The organism is Lachnotalea glycerini (assembly GCF_003201285.1).
In the GTDB taxonomy this organism is placed as follows: domain Bacteria; phylum Bacillota; class Clostridia; order Lachnospirales; family Lachnospiraceae; genus Lachnotalea; species Lachnotalea glycerini.
Window position 1 is genome coordinate 206949 of the sequence record NZ_QICS01000004.1, and the last position, 17835, is coordinate 224783.

The following is a 17835-nucleotide window of genomic DNA, read 5'->3' on the forward strand; positions in this document are numbered from 1 at the left end:
TATTAGCAGGAAAAGGGAACAAAAGGCAAATTCTGTTTTTTGTTCTTTTTTTTGTATTCTTGTGGAGACATTTTGTAGGTAGCACGAAAAACACGTGAAAAATGGTCGGCAGAGTTATAACCAATCTTTTCTGCAATCTCACTCACTTTTAAATCGGTATTAAGTAGGTAATCAACTGCATCAGCCATACGGAGTCTTTTGATTAAATTGGTAAAGGTATAACCTGTATTTTGTTTGATTAATGTGCATAGATGTGGTTCGCTATAATGAAATAGTTTAGCCAAAGCAGATAACGAAAGGGCTTGATAATTGTGCTGTATATATTGCAAAACTAACGAAAAGTCAGATCCCAACTGATAGTTATAAAACTGTATGGTCTTGCTATAATTACGTAATAAGGATGAAAACAAAAGATTTACCCAATTAATACAACAATGATTGCTGTATGAATCAGATTTATTACATTCCCCTATCAGATTACGAATGATTTTTTTTAACCATACATTATCAGCAGCAAAGAAAAGTAAGTAATTTGCATGGGAATCATCTTGTAAAATGGTGCGAAAAAAGTATGACAATAAATCTCTTCGTGATAGTAAGGAAAAAAATGTAGTATCAAAAGTGCTTTTTCTAATTATAATAGTAAAGACAGTGGAATCATCTTCAATAATGATATCATGTTCAGAGGAGGGGGCTATAATACAAAGTTCTCCTTCATGCATGATGCGTTTTACTTTTTCAAATATAAAATTACATTGTCCCTGTGCTACATAATTAATTTCAAAATAATTATGCATATGATTCTGGGGTCTGGTATAGCGAGGATGTCTAATTACAAACACATCTCTAGTTAGGGGGATAATATCACTTTCTTGAACTGCTGATTTTACAGGGGTTTCCCATGTGGCAGAAAGGGTCAGTGTTAATGAATTAATGACTTGTTCAAATTCATCATCTGTCATATCGTCAAAAAAACCTTCTGGTGTAGAAGGAGTATTGGTTTCCTGTAATAACCCTTTTTTATATAAATAATCACTCATTTCAGTAAATTGAAGTCTATTACCAGTTCTTGTGTAATAATCTTTCAAATGTTTTTGAAATTCTCCGTAAGTAATGTAATATGGCATAACAGGCATCTCCTTAATTAATAAATAGTATAGTTATATTGTAGCAATCATGTTTAATTTATACAACATATTTAATCTTAAAAAATATCGGATTATAAAGAAAATATTACATGTCATTATAGGGTAGAAACAGATACAATAAGTAAATAACAAAGATTAAGATATATCTTAGGAGGTTAAAACTATGAAAAAGAAATTATTATCTTTACTTCTTGGTCTTTCAATAGCAGTAACATTAGTGGGATGTGGAAGCAGCAATTCAGACAGTGGTACAAGCACGACAGAAGCAACAGACGCAGCAACAAGTGATTCAAGTGCTGCCATAACAGGTACTTACCCTGAAGAAAAAATTCTAATTGGAGTTGAACTTTATGATCCTACAGAATCAGAGACTTTAGCAATGCAAGAATATTTCGCAAAACTATCAGAAACTTATAATGTTGAATTTAAGTATTCAGAAGCAATTGCAGATGCAGATGCAGAAATGAAATTTGTTGAAGATTGCGCAATGGCAGGATGCAAGGGATATTTTGGATATTACAATGTTACTGGTGCACAACTGATTCAAAGTGTAATCGATTATGAAATGTATTTTTATGGATACTATGATGAAGCATCTTATGAAGAATTTGCCGGAGATCCATACTACTTAGGATGTGTACTTGCAGGTGGTAATGAGTATGATAAAGGTAAAGCTTTAGGTGATTGGGTAGTAGCAAATGGTTATAAAAATGTAGTTTATGCAAATGGTGGAGCAGATTTTGGAGTTGGTCAGTTTGTTGATAGACAACAAGGGTTCCTTGATGCGATCGGAGATGATGTGACAGTTACTACAGTAGGGGGATTCCCAGGAGACCAGTTCTTTGCAGATCAGGCAGCAGCACTTTCAACAGAAGGATTAGAAGCAGTAGTTGCATCCTTTAATGGTCTTGATTTCTGGGCACAGCCAATTGCTTCAGCAGGCTTAACGGATAAAGTAGCGTTAGCTACCATTGGTTCTGTAAATGAAACTTATTTAAGTGCATTTGAAAATAACTCTGTTTCATTACTTGTATCAAATAATATTGACACATATGGGTTTGTAATTCCAATTATTTGTAATGCAGTAGACGGAAATGCAAATGCGTTAAAAACTGAGGGAAAAGCTCCCCTTCTAAGTACAGATTTCTGGATTGTTAATAATGCAGACGACTGTAAAAAGTTATATGAAGTTTTATCTGGTGAGGGCGTATTTACAGCAGAGCAACTTATGACATTAAGCGTAAGCAATAATCCACAGGCTTCATTGGCAACATTAGAAGAGCTTGCTAAAACAGGAAGTATATCCGCTGTATTATCAAAGTAATTAAAAAGATTGAATCACTTGGTAGTAACCGGCAAAGAATCTAATTGCCGGTTACACTACATTAGCTAGGTTCACATATATGGAGATCAGGGTGAGATAACAACTTTCACATCTCCCAATTTGTGCGTGCGAGTATCGCACGAATGGAGGCAAACATGAAAAATAACAAAGAAATCTTATTTGAAGCAAAAGAGTTATGTAAGAATTTCGGTTCTACAGCTGCGTTAAAACATGTTAATTTAACCGTATATAGAGGAGAAGTAAGGGGACTTATTGGAGAAAATGGTTCTGGAAAATCTACAATATCTTCAATAGCCGCAGGTATGCAGCCAGCAACGAGTGGGGAAATGTATTTTAAAGGACAGCCACATAAACCAGCTACTATGATAGATGGGGCAAAGGCTGGATTTGGAATGATTGTGCAGGAGATGGGAACAATTCCAGGAATTACTATTGCACAAAATATCTTTTTAGGACAAGAAAATTTATTTAAAAAACATGGTTTTATCAGTTTGAAAGATATGTATAAAGAAGCAAAAAAAGCGCTAGATGCAATTGGTTTTACAGATTGTGATCCAAAGATGTATATAGATGCATTAAATATGCAAGATAGAAAATTAGTAGAAATCGCAAAGGTAATGTATAACAAACCTGAAGTTTTAGTTGTTGATGAAACAACTACTGCTTTATCCCAAAAGGGAAGGGATATTATTTATAAACTGATTAAGCAAATGAAAGAAGAGAATAAAGCGGTTTTATTCATTTCACATGATTTAGATGAGACTATGAAGCATTGTGATACTTTAACTGTACTACGAGATGGTGAGCTGGTTACCACACTAGAAAAAAGTGAGTTTGAACCAGGTAAGGTAAAATCCTGCATGGTAGGACGTGAAATAGGAGAGCATTACTATAGAGAAGATAAGATATGTACCTATGACAAAGAAGTTGTAATTAGAGTAGAAAATGTTACGACAGGAAGAGGATTGACAGAGAATGTAAGCTTTGAATTACATAAGGGAGAAATTCTTGGTATTGGTGGTTTATCTCATTGTGGGATGCATGAACTTGGAAGAGCTATTTTTGGAGAAGAGCCAATTGTGACAGGTAAGGTTACCTATGCACCTACAGGAGAAGAAATTGTCAATGCTAGAATTGCTATGAAGCATGAAATGGGATATGTTTCGAAAAATCGAGATATTGAAGCCTTAGTTTTAACGGCTAGTATCAGAGATAATATTATAGGTGCGGGTTTTGATAAGGTATCAAATCATGGAATTATTACACCAAAATCAGAGAAAGAATATGTAGGAAAGCAAGTAGAAGTACTACGAATTAAATGTGCTGGCATAGATCAAGCAGTTAAATTCTTATCCGGTGGAAATAAGCAAAAAGTTGTATTTGGAAAATGGATTGGACGAGGAACTAAGATATTAATACTAGATTGCCCCACACGTGGGGTGGATATTGGTGTAAAGGCAGCTATGTATGAAATTATGGTGCAGATGAAAGCGGAAGGTAAATCAATTTTAATTATTTCGGAAGAGATGGCAGAACTTATTGGAATGTGTGATCGACTTCTTATCATGAAAGATGGCGTTATTTCAGGTGAACTAAAAAGGGATGACGGTTTAGATGAAAAAGCAGTCATTGAGAATATGATTTAGATAAGGAGGCGAAAAAATGTCAAAAGATAATATTAAAAAAATTATTTTAAATAAAGAAAAAGTAATGAGTGCCGCACCTATTATTGGTCTTGTCCTAGTTATGCTTGCTTTTGCAGTTTTAACGGAAGGTAAGAGTATTAGTAAGGTAAATTTAAAAGTTCTGACAAATCAATTTATAATGACAGCACTTGTTGCAATTGGAATGGTTTATTGCTTTGCTTGTGGAGCTCTTGATATGTCAGCAGGAGGAAGTCTTTGTTTATCCGCAATTTGCGGAGCTCTGGCCGGAGTAAAGACTGGCAGTTTGGCAGTAATGATAGTGGTTGTAATCATTGTGGCAATGCTTATTGCATTAGTGAAGGGTTTACTTGCAGCTTATTTAACATTGCCAGTATTCATTGTAACTATCATTTTAGGAAGCTTGCTTTCAGCAATTGGATTGGTATTACTTGGAGATGAAACGACTTTATCGGTTAGATATATTGTAAAAATCAAGGATTTAACTGCCATTAACCTTATATTTATTATTGGATTTTTTCTAGTAGCTATGATTATTTTTAATTATACAAAGGTTGGGAAGGCTTGTAAATTACAAGGTGGTAATCCCTTAGCCTCTGGACAATCAGGAATAGACGAAAAGAAAATAATTATTATGTCGTTCTTAATGAGTGGAGCAGGTATTGCATTGGCAGCAATCATAACAATTTTAAAAACGAAAACTGTAACAGCAGCTTCAGGTGGTTCAATAGGAAATGATGTTTTAGTAGCAATTGTATTAGGTGGAATGCCACTTACAGGTGGTCCGAAAAGTAAAATAAGTGCTGGTATTATAGGGGCGGCAACAATTACTATTTTAAACAATGGGCTTAGTCTTTGTAATGTTTCAAATGATATGATTCAGATTGTTCGAGGTATTATCTTTATTTTTGTAGTGTTTATTACATCTATGACCTACAGGACGAAACTGTTACCACGTTAAGGATAAGAGTAAAAGGAGATTAAGATGGTTAGAACAAAAAAAATTACTAAAAATTTTATTATGATGATTATCATACCAGCGGTAGTTTATCTTATTTTTTGGATACTTTGCCATATAAAAGGAGTTACTAATTTTGGAGTTGGAACAGATCTTCGTGTTATTTTAAGAAATACAGTATATACAGGATTTATTGCACTTGCAGTATCCTATAATTTAACATCTGGACGATTTGATTTTAGTATTGGGGCAACATTAATCCTTTCAACGATTCTTGGGTCTATTGTAACGTTACAGTTGAACTTAGGTCCAATTGCACTTTTATTATTCAGTTTATTGTTTGGTGCAATGATTGGATGTTTGAGTGGATTGGTATATACCTTGTTAGGTTTGCCACCAATGGTTGTTACCTTGGGACTTGCTATGATTTATGAAGCAATTGGTTTTACCATAACAAAAGGCGCTGGAGTTAAATTAATCGGAAATTACAAATTATTGGTTTGGAGCCAAGAACCATATGTTTATCTATTATGTATTATGATTGTATTTATTCTTTATTTGGCACTCAATAAAACTAAATTTGGAATTGACACAGGTTCACTACGTGGAGGACAAGAAATTGCTGTGAATACAGGTATTAATGAAAAGAAAAATGCAATTATCTGTTTTTCTATTGGTGGACTATGTATGGCAGCGGCGGGTGTGGTTAATTTGTCGGTACTAGGAACTGTTACTCCAGAGCTTGGATTAGGAAGTGCAAGTTATATGGCAAATGCCTTTTTACCAATGTTTATAGGTAATATTTTAGCAAAATATTTTGATCGTAATACAGGAGTTATTATGGGAGCGCTGACTCAATCCATTATTTTTGCAGGTATTGGAAAGTTAGGTGTTCCCTCGTCATGGCAATCTGTAATTACTGGGATGATTGTATTAGTATTCTTTGCATATTCCTTTAATTCCTATAAGATTGTTGAATTTAAAATGTTTAAAGAGAAAAAGGCAAAAGCAGAGGCTGCATTGCATAAAGGGAGTGTATTATGATTAAAATGAATGACAACCCATTTTATTTATCAGAGGAACAGATAAAATGGGTAAATGATACATATGAAAGTATGAGTGTGGATGAAAAAATAGGTCAATTGTTTTGTCCGATTGTTTTCACAAATGAAGAATCTCAATTGAGAGAACTAGTTGAGACAAAGCATATTGGTGGCATGCTATTTCGGGAAGGACCCGCCAAGGAATTACGAAAAAGTCATAAGATATTACAAAATGCATCTAAAATACCTTTGTTTACCGCAGCTAATTTAGAGTCTGGTGGCAGTGGTTCTGCTACGGAAGGAACATATTTTGGAAGTGAAATGTTAGTAGCGGCTACAGGAGATGTTGAAAAAGCCTATCAGTTAGGCAAAGTTAGTTGCAAGGAAGGCGCAACGGTTGGTGTAAACTGGTCTTTTGCACCAGTTGTAGATTTGGATATAAATTATCATAATCCAATTACCAATGTAAGAACCTTTGGTAATAAGTTAGAAACCGTTATTAACATGGGGAAAGCTTATATTAGAGCAGCCAAAGAAGAAGGGGTAGCCACAGCAGTCAAACATTTTCCGGGGGATGGTGTGGATGAAAGGGACCAGCATCTTGTGACGAGTGTTAATTCTCTATCTTGTAAAGAGTGGGATGAAAGCTATGGAATAATCTATAATGAAATGATTGAAGCCGAGACACTCACAATTATGGCAGGTCATATTGCTATGCCAGCCTATGAAGAGTATTTTGATGGTAAGAAATGTGATAATGTTATTCCTGCAACCTTGTCCAAAAATCTATTGGTTAACTTGTTACGTAAAAAATTAGGATTTAATGGACTTATTACATCAGATGCTACACCAATGGTAGGATTTTGTAGTGCTATGGATAGAGCTACAGCGGTCCCAACTTGTATTGAAAATGGTTGTGATCTATTCTTATTCAATAAAAATATGGAAGAAGATTTTATTTTTATGCACGAGGGTTATCAAAATGGAATCTTATCGGAAACTCGTTTAGAAGAAGCGGTAAAACGAATCCTTGCAACGAAAGCAGCAATGGGATTGATAGAAAAACAAAAAGAAGGAACATTAGTTCCTGAAAAAAGTGAATTAAAAGTAATAAATTGCAAAGAACATCAAGTATGGGCAAAAGAATGTGCAAATCAAGGCGTAACCCTGGTAAAAGATACACAAGATTTACTTCCTGTAAGTCCTACAAAACATAAACGAATATTATTAGAGTTAATGGGAGATTTCCCTTCTAACGAAAGAGTTTCTACATCATTTGTTGAGAAGCTAAAATTAGAAGGCTTTGAAGTAACGGTTTATGTACCAGAAGGTTTTGAGGTTATGGGTGACACAGTTACAAACTTCAAAGGAAAATATGATTTAATTCTATATATTGGAAATATTGAAACCGCATCCAATAAGACAGTAGCAAGAATGAACTGGCATACCATGTTTGGATTAGGAAATAACATGCCTTGGATGATACATGAAATTCCAACGATGTTTATCAGTCTAGGAAATCCTTATCATTTACTTGATGTACCGATGGTGAAAACGTTTATTAACGGGTATTGTAATTCTGAGTATGTTATTGGAGCTATAATCGAAAAGATTATGGGAAGAAGTGAGTTTACAGGTATATCACCAATTGATCCATACTGTGGAAGAGAAGAATTAATATATTAAAAGGTAGGATTCTAACATGAAAATTACAAATGTTTCAATAAATGGAATTGCAAATCCTGTAGGCTTTATTTATGATAAACCACTCTGTTCATGGAATGTGATTGATACAGTGAGCAAAAAGCAAGATTTAGCAACGATTGAAGTCAGTGATAGTAGGGAATTTCGAAATATTCTTTATAAAAAAGAAGATAAAGCATTAAAGCAAAGTGGTGAAACACTGCATATGGATTTAGAGCCTAGAAAAACTTATTATTATCGAGTGACAGTAACGGGCGAAGCTGGGGATAAAGCGGTAAGTGATATTCAGACATTTGAAACAGGAAAAATGGGAGAATCATGGGAAGCTGAATGGATTAGCTCGGCAAAAAGTGATAGCTTCCATCCTATCTTTATAAAAAAATTTGGAATACAAAAGAAAGTAAAGCGAGCTAGATTATATGTAACAGGTTTGGGGCTTTTTGAGGCTTATTTAAATAAAAAGAAATTAGGAGAAGAATTATTAACTCCTTATATAAATGATTATGAAAAGACCATTCAAACAATTACTTTTGATTTAGATGATTGCTTGAATGAAGAGAATATTTTAGAAATCAGCTTGGCAAAAGGCTGGTATATGGGAATGTTTGGGCTGGAACTTCAAAATGAAAACTATGGAAGCCGAATGGCGGCTATAGGAGAACTACATCTTGAGTATGAAGATGGTAGTAAAGATTGTATTACAACAGATAATACCTGGAATTACATTGGTTCTAATATTGAAGATTCAGGAATCTATAAGGGAGAGATTTATAACAGGCTATTGTGGGATGAGAAGGATAACAAAGAAAAACAGATTGAAGTATTATTTCATCCAGAACAAGAAGAAGGAACAAAAAATCTGAATAAGTCTTATTTGACAGATAGAGTAAGCTTGCCTGTTCTTGCCAAAGAAGAAATAAACGTAAAAAAGCTTATTCATACACCAGAGGGTGAAACTGTGCTAGATATGGGACAGAATTTTGCAGGGTGGATGGAATTTGAAGCAGATTTACCAAAAGGAACAAAAGTTGTATTAGACTTTGGAGAGATTCTACAAGAAGGTAATTTTTATAATAAGAATTATCGTGATGCCAAATCACAATTTGTATATGTTTCAAATGGGGAAAAAGAGATGGTAAGACCCCATTTTACTTATTTTGGATTTCGTTATGTACGAATTACAGGATGGGTTGGTGAACTGAATAAAGAAGATTTTATAGGAAAGGCATTATATTCGGATATTAGAAGAACAGGATATATTGAAACTTCAAATGCAAAAGTGAATCGTCTATATGAAAACACAGTATGGGGACTCAAATCAAATTTCCTAGATATGCCTACGGATTGTCCACAACGTAGCGAGCGTCTTGGGTGGACAGGAGATGCACAAGTATTTGCTCCAACCGCCAGCTATCATATGGATACAAGAGCTTTCTTCCGCAAATATTTAAAGGACCTTCGAGAAGAGCAAAAGGTATTAAATGGAGGTGTTCCTAACTTTGTTCCAAATCTAGGTCACAAAGATGATGTGAGTAGTGTATGGGGAGATGTGGCTACATTTCTACCAAATACATTATTTCATTATTATGATGATTTGAGCGAGATGGAGTATTTTTATCCACTTATGAAAGAATGGGTGGATTATATTGATAGACAAGATTCAAAAAGGGGGCGTCAATATCTCTTCAATTTTGGATTTACATTTGGAGACTGGTTAGCATTGGATGGATCTACCCCAACAAGTTTTAAAGGTAGTACAGATGATTCTTATATTGCCAGTGTTTACTATTGTCGTTCCGTACAGATAGTAAAAGAAATGTCAAAACGATTAGAAAAAAGTGCAGAAGCTTCGCGGTATCTTAAATTAGAGAAGTGTATTAAAGAAGCTGTTTTACAAGAGTATTTTACGCCAAATGGGCGACTTGCCATAGATACGCAAGCAGCCTATGTGATTTCGTTAAAATTTGGGATTTATATTGACAAAGAACGAGTAATAGAACAGTTTAAAGAGCGTCTGAAAAAAGACTGTAATCAGATTAAATGTGGATTTGTTGGAGCTCCAATGCTTTGTACGGTGCTGGCAGAGGTTGGACTATATGAATTAGCATATGATTTCTTGTTAAGAGAAGAATTTCCAAGTTGGTTGTATAGCGTGAATTTAGGTGCAACTACAATATGGGAGCGTTGGAATTCTGTGATGCCAGATGGAACGATTAGCAATACAGGCATGAATTCTTTGAATCATTATGCATATGGCTCCGTTATGGAATTTGTCTATGCCTATGTGGCAGGTATTCGCTTTGCCGAACCAGGATTTAAAAAAGCTATTATTGCTCCACATCCAGACGCGCGTTTGACTTATGTGAATGGAACATATGATTCAGTAAACGGAAGATATATTTGTAATTGGAAAATTGAGAATAATGGAGAATTTAGAGTTCACATTGAAATCCCATTTAACTGTGAGGCACAGGTGGAATTACCAGAATACAAAGAAGAAATTATGGTATTAAGTAAAGGAAGTTATGACTTTGCTTATAAGCCAATAAGGGATTTACGTTTTCCATATCATACGAAAACAACCTTAAGCAGACTGGCGAAAGATGGAAAAGCAATGGAGGTATTAGGTAAATACACACCAGCACTAGCCGGCATTGCAGCATCAGGGGATGCAGAACTAGGAGCAACCTCCTTAGAGCAGCTTACGCATATGGGATTTTTACCAATTGACCAAAATCAATTTAAAGTAGCAATTGAAGAGATTTGCAAGATTCAAGTAATAGGAGAATGATATGAGTATAAAAGGATTTATTTTTGATTTGGATGGTGTTATTGTATTTACTGATAAGTTTCATTATCAAGCATGGAAGCAGATGTGCGATCGAATAGGTATTTACTTTGACGAGACTATTAATAATCGTTTACGTGGCGTAAGTCGAGCGGAAAGTCTAGAGATAATTCTAGAAAAATATGAGGGGACATTAACAGAAGTTGAAAAAGCAAAGTTGATGGAGGAAAAGAACGGTATCTATCGAGAACGGCTTACAACTATGACGTCAGCAGATGTTTCAGATGAAGTACGCGAAACATTACAAACACTAAGAAATCAAGGTTTTAAACTTGCGATTGGTTCATCTAGTAAAAATGCGAGGTTTATTTTAGAAAAGGTAGGATTACTAGATGCATTTGATGAAATCTCTGATGGTAATAATATTACCCTTTCTAAACCAGACCCTGAAGTATTCTTAAAGGCAGCGGAATATATGAAAGTAGAGCCAAAAAATTGTATCGTAGTAGAAGATTCGCATGCTGGTATCTATGCGGCGAAAGCGGCAGGTATGATTGCGGTTGGAATAGGTGATGCATCTAGTTATGATAAATCAGATTATAGTTTGAAAAGTTTTGGAGAGTTATTAGATATCGCTTTGAAATATAAGTGAAAATAATTGTTATTATTATCAGGAAATGAAATTTTGTTCTGTTGCCTTACAGCACTTTTAGGGATATACTTGTTGTGTAAGGTTGAGACAAGACTAAAACGTAGATAATTAAATCGTGCGCAATGTCTTGCAAAATCGGTCGTATATCTGTATAATGTTTGTAAAACCGTTGTCTTAGCAAAGGAGTTGATCCAGTCCGGCGCACTTGATATTGGACAATTAGCAATATAAGTGAAACGTGGAAAACTAAAATAATCATAAATTGCATAAAAATAGCTTCCCTGCACGATTTCAGCAGGTGTTGTTTTTATACCCAAAGATGATTATTTGTTTTCCACACACAACAGTAAATGCACTTATTTGAGCTGTGGAAATTTTTCCACAGTTTTTTTCTTTCATAGGAAAGACCTTTTTGTGGTAACGTATAAAAGTATTGATTCCTATGAAACAAAAACACAATGCGCACGAAAGCAAGTGGAAAATGATTAGCAACACTATTTATCTGCATTGTTCCCTCATGGACTTCCACAATCTGTCGGACAAGCAGCAGCCCTAAACCATGTCTCAAATCCAGCCTTTCATCAGTGCTGTTCATGTAATGAGGTTTTTCCTCTAACTCTTGCAGCTTTTCAGCCGATAATCCAATACCATTATCAGCGATAATTAGGATAAGGGAAGTATCGGAGCTGCATGATTTCACAACAGCATCCTCCGATACCGCACTTTCGCTGTTACCGTTCCTGCCTTGTGCGATACTGATCTTTGTGCTGGTTCTTGCACTGGCTGTCATCCAATTTGGAAAGAAAGAAATGAGGTAAATAGGATGGAAAAAGAATATAATCTATGTACTAAATTTGTGTAAAAATGCGCAATATAAGACTATAAAACTGCAACCTAAATTTAGAGTATAAACACATTGACATTCATCGATTTGTTATCTATAATACATATATCGAATAATATAGATTTGAGGTGAAAATAAAAGTGAGTACTTATGAAAATGATGCAAAGGTATTTAAAGCTTTCTGTGATGAAAATCGTTTAAAGATTCTAAAATTACTGCAAACGGGTGAAAAATGTGCTTGTAGGCTTTTGGAAGATTTAAAAATTGGTCAATCAACGTTATCTCATCATATGAAAATTTTGTGTGAATCTGGTGTGGTAAATGCACGAAAAGATGGAAAATGGATTTATTATTCGATTAGTCCAGAGGGTAGTGAATATGCTAGAAAATTATTGAAAGAAATTACGGTTATCTACTCTGATACAAAAGATAAGTGTTGTTTATAAAGATATTGATACTGTGCAGATACTTTATTCAAGAATAACAGAATGGCAATGTTAGATGTATTTATTTAATGAAAGAGAGGGTAATTATGAGTAAGGAAAGTAAATTAGAAATCGGATTTTTTGAAAAATACCTAACGATTTGGGTTGTATTATGTATGGTAATCGGTGTATTAATAGGAACGTATTTACCAGCGATACCTAATTTTCTTGGCAAATTTGAATATGCCAATGTATCGATTCCAATTGCTATTTTAATTTGGGTCATGATTTATCCAATGATGTTGAAAGTGGATTTTAAAAGCGTACGAAATGTAGGAAAGAATCCAAAAGGTCTGTATATTACATGGGTTACAAATTGGCTGATTAAGCCATTTACCATGTATTTTATTGCCTCTTTCTTTTTCTATGTGGTCTTTAAGGGATTTATTTCGCCAGAGCTTGCCAAGGATTATCTGGCTGGAGCCGTGCTATTAGGCGCAGCGCCGTGTACCGCTATGGTATTTGTTTGGAGTCATCTATGCAAAGGAAATCCAGCCTATACGGTAGTTCAAGTAGCGACGAATGACTTGATTATATTGTTTGCATTTACTCCAATTGTAGGATTTTTGCTAGGTGTGAGCGGGGTCAGCATACCTTGGGCAACCTTATTCTTATCGGTAATTTTATTTGTTGTTATTCCGCTAGGTGCAGGAATTATCACACGAATTACTATTATTAAGAATAAGGGAGAAGAATATTTTAATCAGAGTTTTATTCCTAAATTTAATCAAATTACCATGATAGGCTTATTGCTGACATTGGTTATTATATTTTCTTTTCAAGGTAACGTGATTATTGTGAATCCATTGCATATTTTGTTTATTGCAGTACCTTTGATTATACAAACCTTCTTTATATTCTTTTTAGCCTATTTGGCTGGTAAATTCTTACGATTGCCGCATGATATTGCAGCACCTGCAGGAATGATAGGTGCTTCTAATTTCTTTGAATTGGCAGTTGCAGTTGCAATATCGTTATTTGGTGCAAAAAGTCCAGTGGCACTAGCAACGATAGTAGGCGTCTTGGTAGAAGTGCCAGTCATGCTTACCTTGGTAAAAATTGCAAATAGAACGAAAACTTGGTTTTCATAACTTATATGATAATGGAAAAGATTGATAGAATAACATATAGAGTATGAGAGTCAGGTGTATGCCGACCGGAAAGCCAAGTCTGGATAATAAATACCCAAATGTATACTATTGTTATATTTTTTAAGTTAATATAACCACTACTTTAATTTGGAGTTAACTGAAGATCATTGTCAAAAGCGTATTGGTGTAATAACTTTTTCATCTTTTTTAATAAATATATGTTTCCCCTGTCTGGATAATAATTGGTTAACATGTAGCAGATCCTTGCGGGGGGCGAATCAATTAGATTATATATCTGAAGAGACATTTCCTGATTTAATAGTAATAAATTACTTCTTTGTATTATGGACCAGTAAGTTTCATTGGTAAGAAACTGTTTTAATAAAGCGCAAGAGTCAACTTCGATTCTGGGTTTCTTTGAAGCGAATTTATAATCATGCCACATTTTAAAATCGTCGCTCCATCGCTGATAAATTTCATAGTTTACATCTAAATCTTCAGTACAAATTTTCTTGATGCCTTCGGGATTTTTGCAAGGTCTAATAACATAATAATCTTGCATAAAAACTGGTTCACACATAACACCATTTACATTTCTTGCTTCAGAAACAAATGCAACATCTAATTCTTTTTTTGCGATTAATTCATAAGCTTCAATTGTCTGATAGGTAAAAATAGAAATATTAACCTCTTCATCTTCAGCCATTTTTTTACAAACATTAGCTACGATGGGCGAACCTAAACTTGAAATAGAAGATACAAGTAATGTTTTAGAAAGTTTTTCTTGAACAACTTCTATTTCTTCATATAAATTTAAAAATTTTTGAGCAATAATTAAAAATTCTCCTCCTTTTCTTGTTATTTCAACATTCTTTTTCCCTTTTCCCCTGACAATTAAAGAATAGCCCAATTTTTCTTCCAAGGTTTTTATTCGACTAGTAATTGTTGGCTGCGTTTTATAAAGAAGTTCAGCAGTTTTCGTTAAATTTCTGTTCTCACACAAAAGAACGAATGTTTCGAGAAGATCATAATCCATAAAAAATCAGCTCCTTTAGATTGTAGTATTAATTATAGATATTATTTATATTATACATAATAATAATTGATTTTACAATAATGGTATTAATGACTATAATCACGATATATTCTGCAGAGTATTTTGTTTTAAATGACGATAAAAGAAGAGGAGGTAAGTTAAAATATGGTGCAAAATGTAAAAAATGATCAGCTTAAACGAAATGTTTCGGGTTTTAATGCATACACCATGGTCGTAGGAACAATTATTGGGACTGGAATTTTTTTCAAACCCCAAGCCATTTTTAGTGCGACTGGTACGGCTTCCCTGGGATTGATCTCATGGGTTATCGGATGTTTTTTAGGGCTTTGCGGAGGACTCATAGTTGCCGAAATAGGGGCAATGATACCAGAAACAGGGGGATTAATGACCTATATTGAGAAAATATACTCAAAATCATTAGGTTTTATGGTTGGTTGGGCACAAATGGTGGTTTTTTATCCAATTAGAAAATCTGCAAGTGCTGTAGTGTTTGGAATACAAGCTACGGCGCTATTCGCGCTTGATGAGAAATATGCGATACCAATTGCTGTTGGATTAACTGTTTATTTATTTGTTGTTAATTTATTGGGAAATAAAGTATGTGATTATTCCATCAATATAGCAACTTTTTTAAAATTTGTTCCGATTATTTTAATTATTGTATTTGGGCTTTTCTTAAATACAAATCCGGTGGAAATCAAACTATTTCCGGTAACAGTTAATACGCATCCGTTTTTTCAGGGACTTTCCATAAGCGTTATAGCAACATTGTATGCTACGGATGGCTGGATCAATATTACCAACATAGGAGGTGAAATTGTAGAACCTCAGAAAAATATTCCAAAGGCTCTGATTGGCGGACTTCTTACAGTCAGTGGTGTATATCTTTTAATTAATATTGCTTATCTTCGGGTAATGACACCTTCTGAAATGGCAGCAAGTGCTACCGTTGCCTCCGATGCAGCAGGAAGGTTGTTTGGCAATATAGGTCAAAAAACTGTTGCCGTTGGTATTTTAATATCAATAATGGGATCACATACAGGATTTACACGAGCAGCATGGAGGATCCCTTATGCATTGGGAGTACGTGACTGGCTACCATTTAGTGGATGGTTTAGTAAAGTAAGTGAAAAGACTCAGATGCCAGTAAATAGTGGAATATTTGTAACTGTACTTACAATTCTAAGCACTATTTTACTTCCAAACTTCAACGTTTTAACCGATATTGGTTCTTATGTAATTTGGTTCTTTTATACCTTGACATTTATTGGACTTTTTATCTTAAGAAAAAAATGGGCAGATGTTGAAAGGTTTTACAAGGTTCCATTATACCCGGTTATCCCAATTATTGGTGTAATGGGAGGTATATTCGTAGTTATATCAACAACTATATATCAGCCTAAGATTGCTTTACTGAGTGTATTACTTGTTGTAATTGGACTACCTATCTATTACTTCAAAACGAAAGAACATAATGATTTAGCTGATGATATTAGGAGGATATAACATGAAAAATATGACAGATAAAATGTTTACGAAAGAAGAACTACAGGAAATTAGATCAAAATTTAAATATGTTGATCATGATTTTGAAGGGACAAACAGGTTGTTTTTTGATAATGCGGGTGGCTCTTTAAGATTGATTAAAGCAGAAGAGGAATTCAAGCGTATTGATGAATTGCCAGATGCATCTGAGCATTCGAATAAGCTGGCACTTTATTTGGCTGATGTTGAAAATAAAGGAAGAGAAGATATAAAAAGTGTTATTTTTAATGCAAAAAGCGGCGTTATCTATCCAGGCTTTACAGCTTCCCAGATCATGATGGAAATAGTACGAGTAATTAGTGACAATGCAAAAGGAACAAATTACGTTACAACAACTTTAGAGCATCCATCTGCATATGACGCAATTACATACTATTCTAAAAAAAATAATTGCGAGATGAGGGTTGCTGGAGTAAATATCTCAACTGGTGGTATCGATGTTGATGCGGTTACATCACTCATTGATTCAGAAACGGCTATTTTATGCTGTATGGCTGCTTCTAATATATCCGGCTATATTTATGATATTGAAAAGATATTCAAAAAAGCAAGAGAAATCAACCCTGAAATTTATATTATTTGTGATGCTGTACAGCATGCGCCCCATGGAATTCTGGATCCCGAGAAATATGGTATTGATGCCATGAATATTGCACCTTATAAATTTTTTGGGATAAGGGGATTCAGTATTGCATATCTTTCAGACAGAATTGCCTCATTTGCCCATCATAGGTTATTGGGAAAAGCTTCCGATGAATGGGAAATTGGTAGTCCGGCACCTGCACATTTTGCAGCAATTTCAGCAATTGTTGACTATGTAGCCGAACTTGGTGAAAAGCACGGCAATGGTGAGACAAATAGAAGAAAACTATTCGAAATGGGAATGAAAAGAATTTCCGATCATGAAAGAGGTTTACTTTACATGATGCTGGAAGGAACAGAAAATGTTAAAGGACTACGTTATGTTGATGGCTTGACAGTGAAAATGGATGGAACAGATCTCTATACCAGGGATTTAATTATGAGCATTGAATTTGCGAATATGAGCTGCGAGCAGGCGGTAGAAGAGTATGAAAAACGCAATACAGTAACGTTTGAAAGATCTGCTTCTAGTTTGTATTCCAAGAGAATGGTTGAAGCTTTTGACTCAAAAGGGGTTGTAAGACTTTCACCATTACATGTTAATTCGCCTGAGGAGATTGAAGAATTTTTGAGGGTATCTCAAGAAATTTCACGTTTATAGGACTACAAACAAGAAAGCGGACTCCCTCACTCATGAGGGTCTTGAACGCTTTACCACGCCAAATGCAGTCACGCAGTGACATTCTCTACTTACAACAAGGTCTTTCTCGTATGAAATAAAAGAATCTCTTGCATCCGATTGGATACAAGAGATTTTTTAGGATAAGTTTGAATAGAAATTATATTATAGGAGTATCTACCGTAAAAGAAAAACTGATAATTACTTATCAAGGTATGAAACAGTATGAGGAAAACGGTTGGTTTAACGG

At 34.6% G+C, this 17835-nt stretch carries 13 protein-coding genes and 1 pseudogene; 11 read left to right on the forward strand and 3 right to left on the reverse strand.

Features of this window, described 5'->3' with window-relative positions; genetic code table 11:
* Positions 1-2: 2 nt before the first annotated feature.
* The gene (locus C8E03_RS10645; protein ID WP_110291035.1) at positions 3-1127 is read right to left on the reverse strand and encodes an AraC family transcriptional regulator; all 1125 of its coding nucleotides are present in this window, start codon (positions 1125-1127) and stop codon (positions 3-5) included.
* 184 nt (positions 1128-1311) lie between these two features.
* Between C8E03_RS10645 and C8E03_RS10650 the strand changes: the two genes are divergently transcribed.
* From C8E03_RS10650 to pgmB, 7 genes are all read left to right on the forward strand, one after another.
* The gene (locus C8E03_RS10650; RefSeq protein ID WP_110291036.1) at positions 1312-2472 is read left to right on the forward strand and encodes a hypothetical protein; all 1161 of its coding nucleotides are present in this window, start codon (positions 1312-1314) and stop codon (positions 2470-2472) included.
* A 155-nt stretch (positions 2473-2627) separates the two neighbouring features.
* A complete protein-coding gene (locus C8E03_RS10655) occupies positions 2628-4139 on the forward strand; it encodes a sugar ABC transporter ATP-binding protein (protein ID WP_110291037.1) in 1512 nt (503 codons plus the stop codon).
* Between the two features lie 16 nt (positions 4140-4155).
* Positions 4156-5118 carry an ABC transporter permease gene (locus C8E03_RS10660; protein ID WP_094378512.1) on the forward strand — a complete coding sequence of 321 codons (963 nt, stop codon included), beginning with the start codon at positions 4156-4158 and terminating at the stop codon, positions 5116-5118.
* A gap of 24 nt (positions 5119-5142) precedes the next feature.
* Positions 5143-6159 (forward strand): ABC transporter permease, encoded by a 1017-nt coding sequence (locus C8E03_RS10665; protein ID WP_110291038.1) that lies wholly within the window; start codon positions 5143-5145, stop codon positions 6157-6159.
* Complete coding sequence (locus C8E03_RS10670) at positions 6156-7844, forward strand: glycoside hydrolase family 3 protein (RefSeq protein WP_110291039.1); 1689 nt, start codon at positions 6156-6158, stop codon at positions 7842-7844. Before C8E03_RS10665 ends, C8E03_RS10670 begins: the two co-directional genes overlap by 4 nt.
* 16 nt (positions 7845-7860) lie before the next feature.
* On the forward strand, positions 7861-10653 hold the full coding sequence (locus tag C8E03_RS10675) for an alpha-L-rhamnosidase (protein WP_110291040.1): 2793 nt from the start codon (positions 7861-7863) through the stop codon (positions 10651-10653).
* A gap of 1 nt (position 10654) precedes the next feature.
* Positions 10655-11302, forward strand: a complete 648-nt coding sequence (gene pgmB / locus C8E03_RS10680; RefSeq protein WP_181899231.1) for a beta-phosphoglucomutase — start codon at positions 10655-10657, stop codon at positions 11300-11302.
* A 484-nt stretch (positions 11303-11786) separates the two neighbouring features.
* Here the strand turns inward: pgmB and C8E03_RS22830 are convergent.
* Positions 11787-11978: pseudogene (locus tag C8E03_RS22830) on the reverse strand (ATP-binding protein); the annotation flags it as partial.
* 308 nt (positions 11979-12286) lie between these two features.
* Here C8E03_RS22830 and C8E03_RS10695 point away from each other — a divergent pair.
* Complete coding sequence (locus C8E03_RS10695) at positions 12287-12592, forward strand: ArsR/SmtB family transcription factor (RefSeq protein WP_330410769.1); 306 nt, start codon at positions 12287-12289, stop codon at positions 12590-12592.
* Positions 12593-12678: 86 nt separating this feature from the next.
* A complete protein-coding gene (arsB, locus tag C8E03_RS10700; RefSeq protein WP_110291041.1) occupies positions 12679-13722 on the forward strand; it encodes an ACR3 family arsenite efflux transporter in 1044 nt (347 codons plus the stop codon).
* Positions 13723-13864: 142 nt separating this feature from the next.
* On the opposite strand, the gene C8E03_RS10705 is transcribed toward arsB, so the two are convergent.
* The gene (locus tag C8E03_RS10705) at positions 13865-14758 is read right to left on the reverse strand and encodes a LysR family transcriptional regulator (protein ID WP_094378504.1); all 894 of its coding nucleotides are present in this window, start codon (positions 14756-14758) and stop codon (positions 13865-13867) included.
* 165 nt (positions 14759-14923) lie between these two features.
* Between C8E03_RS10705 and C8E03_RS10710 the strand changes: the two genes are divergently transcribed.
* Both C8E03_RS10710 and C8E03_RS10715 read left to right on the forward strand, forming a co-directional pair.
* Complete coding sequence (locus tag C8E03_RS10710; RefSeq protein WP_110291042.1) at positions 14924-16285, forward strand: APC family permease; 1362 nt, start codon at positions 14924-14926, stop codon at positions 16283-16285.
* A 1-nt stretch (position 16286) separates the two neighbouring features.
* Complete coding sequence (locus C8E03_RS10715; RefSeq protein ID WP_094378500.1) at positions 16287-17567, forward strand: aminotransferase class V-fold PLP-dependent enzyme; 1281 nt, start codon at positions 16287-16289, stop codon at positions 17565-17567.
* The last annotated feature ends 268 nt before the right edge of the window (positions 17568-17835 follow it).

What these genes read in the sequence shown, in the direction of transcription:
- C8E03_RS10660 (WP_094378512.1), top strand. Translation starts at nt 4,156, where the DNA reads ATGTCAAAAGATAATATTAAAAAAATTATTTTAAATAAAGAAAAAGTA.
- C8E03_RS10655 (WP_110291037.1), top strand. Translation starts at nt 2,628, where the DNA reads ATGAAAAATAACAAAGAAATCTTATTTGAAGCAAAAGAGTTATGTAAG.
- arsB (WP_110291041.1), top strand. Translation starts at nt 12,679, where the DNA reads ATGAGTAAGGAAAGTAAATTAGAAATCGGATTTTTTGAAAAATACCTA.
- C8E03_RS10665 (WP_110291038.1), top strand. Translation starts at nt 5,143, where the DNA reads ATGGTTAGAACAAAAAAAATTACTAAAAATTTTATTATGATGATTATC.
- C8E03_RS10645 (WP_110291035.1), bottom strand. Translation starts at nt 1,127, where the DNA reads ATGCCATATTACATTACTTACGGAGAATTTCAAAAACATTTGAAAGAT.
- C8E03_RS10715 (WP_094378500.1), top strand. Translation starts at nt 16,287, where the DNA reads ATGAAAAATATGACAGATAAAATGTTTACGAAAGAAGAACTACAGGAA.
- C8E03_RS10650 (WP_110291036.1), top strand. Translation starts at nt 1,312, where the DNA reads ATGAAAAAGAAATTATTATCTTTACTTCTTGGTCTTTCAATAGCAGTA.
- C8E03_RS10670 (WP_110291039.1), top strand. Translation starts at nt 6,156, where the DNA reads ATGATTAAAATGAATGACAACCCATTTTATTTATCAGAGGAACAGATA.
- C8E03_RS10710 (WP_110291042.1), top strand. Translation starts at nt 14,924, where the DNA reads ATGGTGCAAAATGTAAAAAATGATCAGCTTAAACGAAATGTTTCGGGT.
- pgmB (WP_181899231.1), top strand. Translation starts at nt 10,655, where the DNA reads ATGAGTATAAAAGGATTTATTTTTGATTTGGATGGTGTTATTGTATTT.
- C8E03_RS10705 (WP_094378504.1), bottom strand. Translation starts at nt 14,758, where the DNA reads ATGGATTATGATCTTCTCGAAACATTCGTTCTTTTGTGTGAGAACAGA.
- C8E03_RS10675 (WP_110291040.1), top strand. Translation starts at nt 7,861, where the DNA reads ATGAAAATTACAAATGTTTCAATAAATGGAATTGCAAATCCTGTAGGC.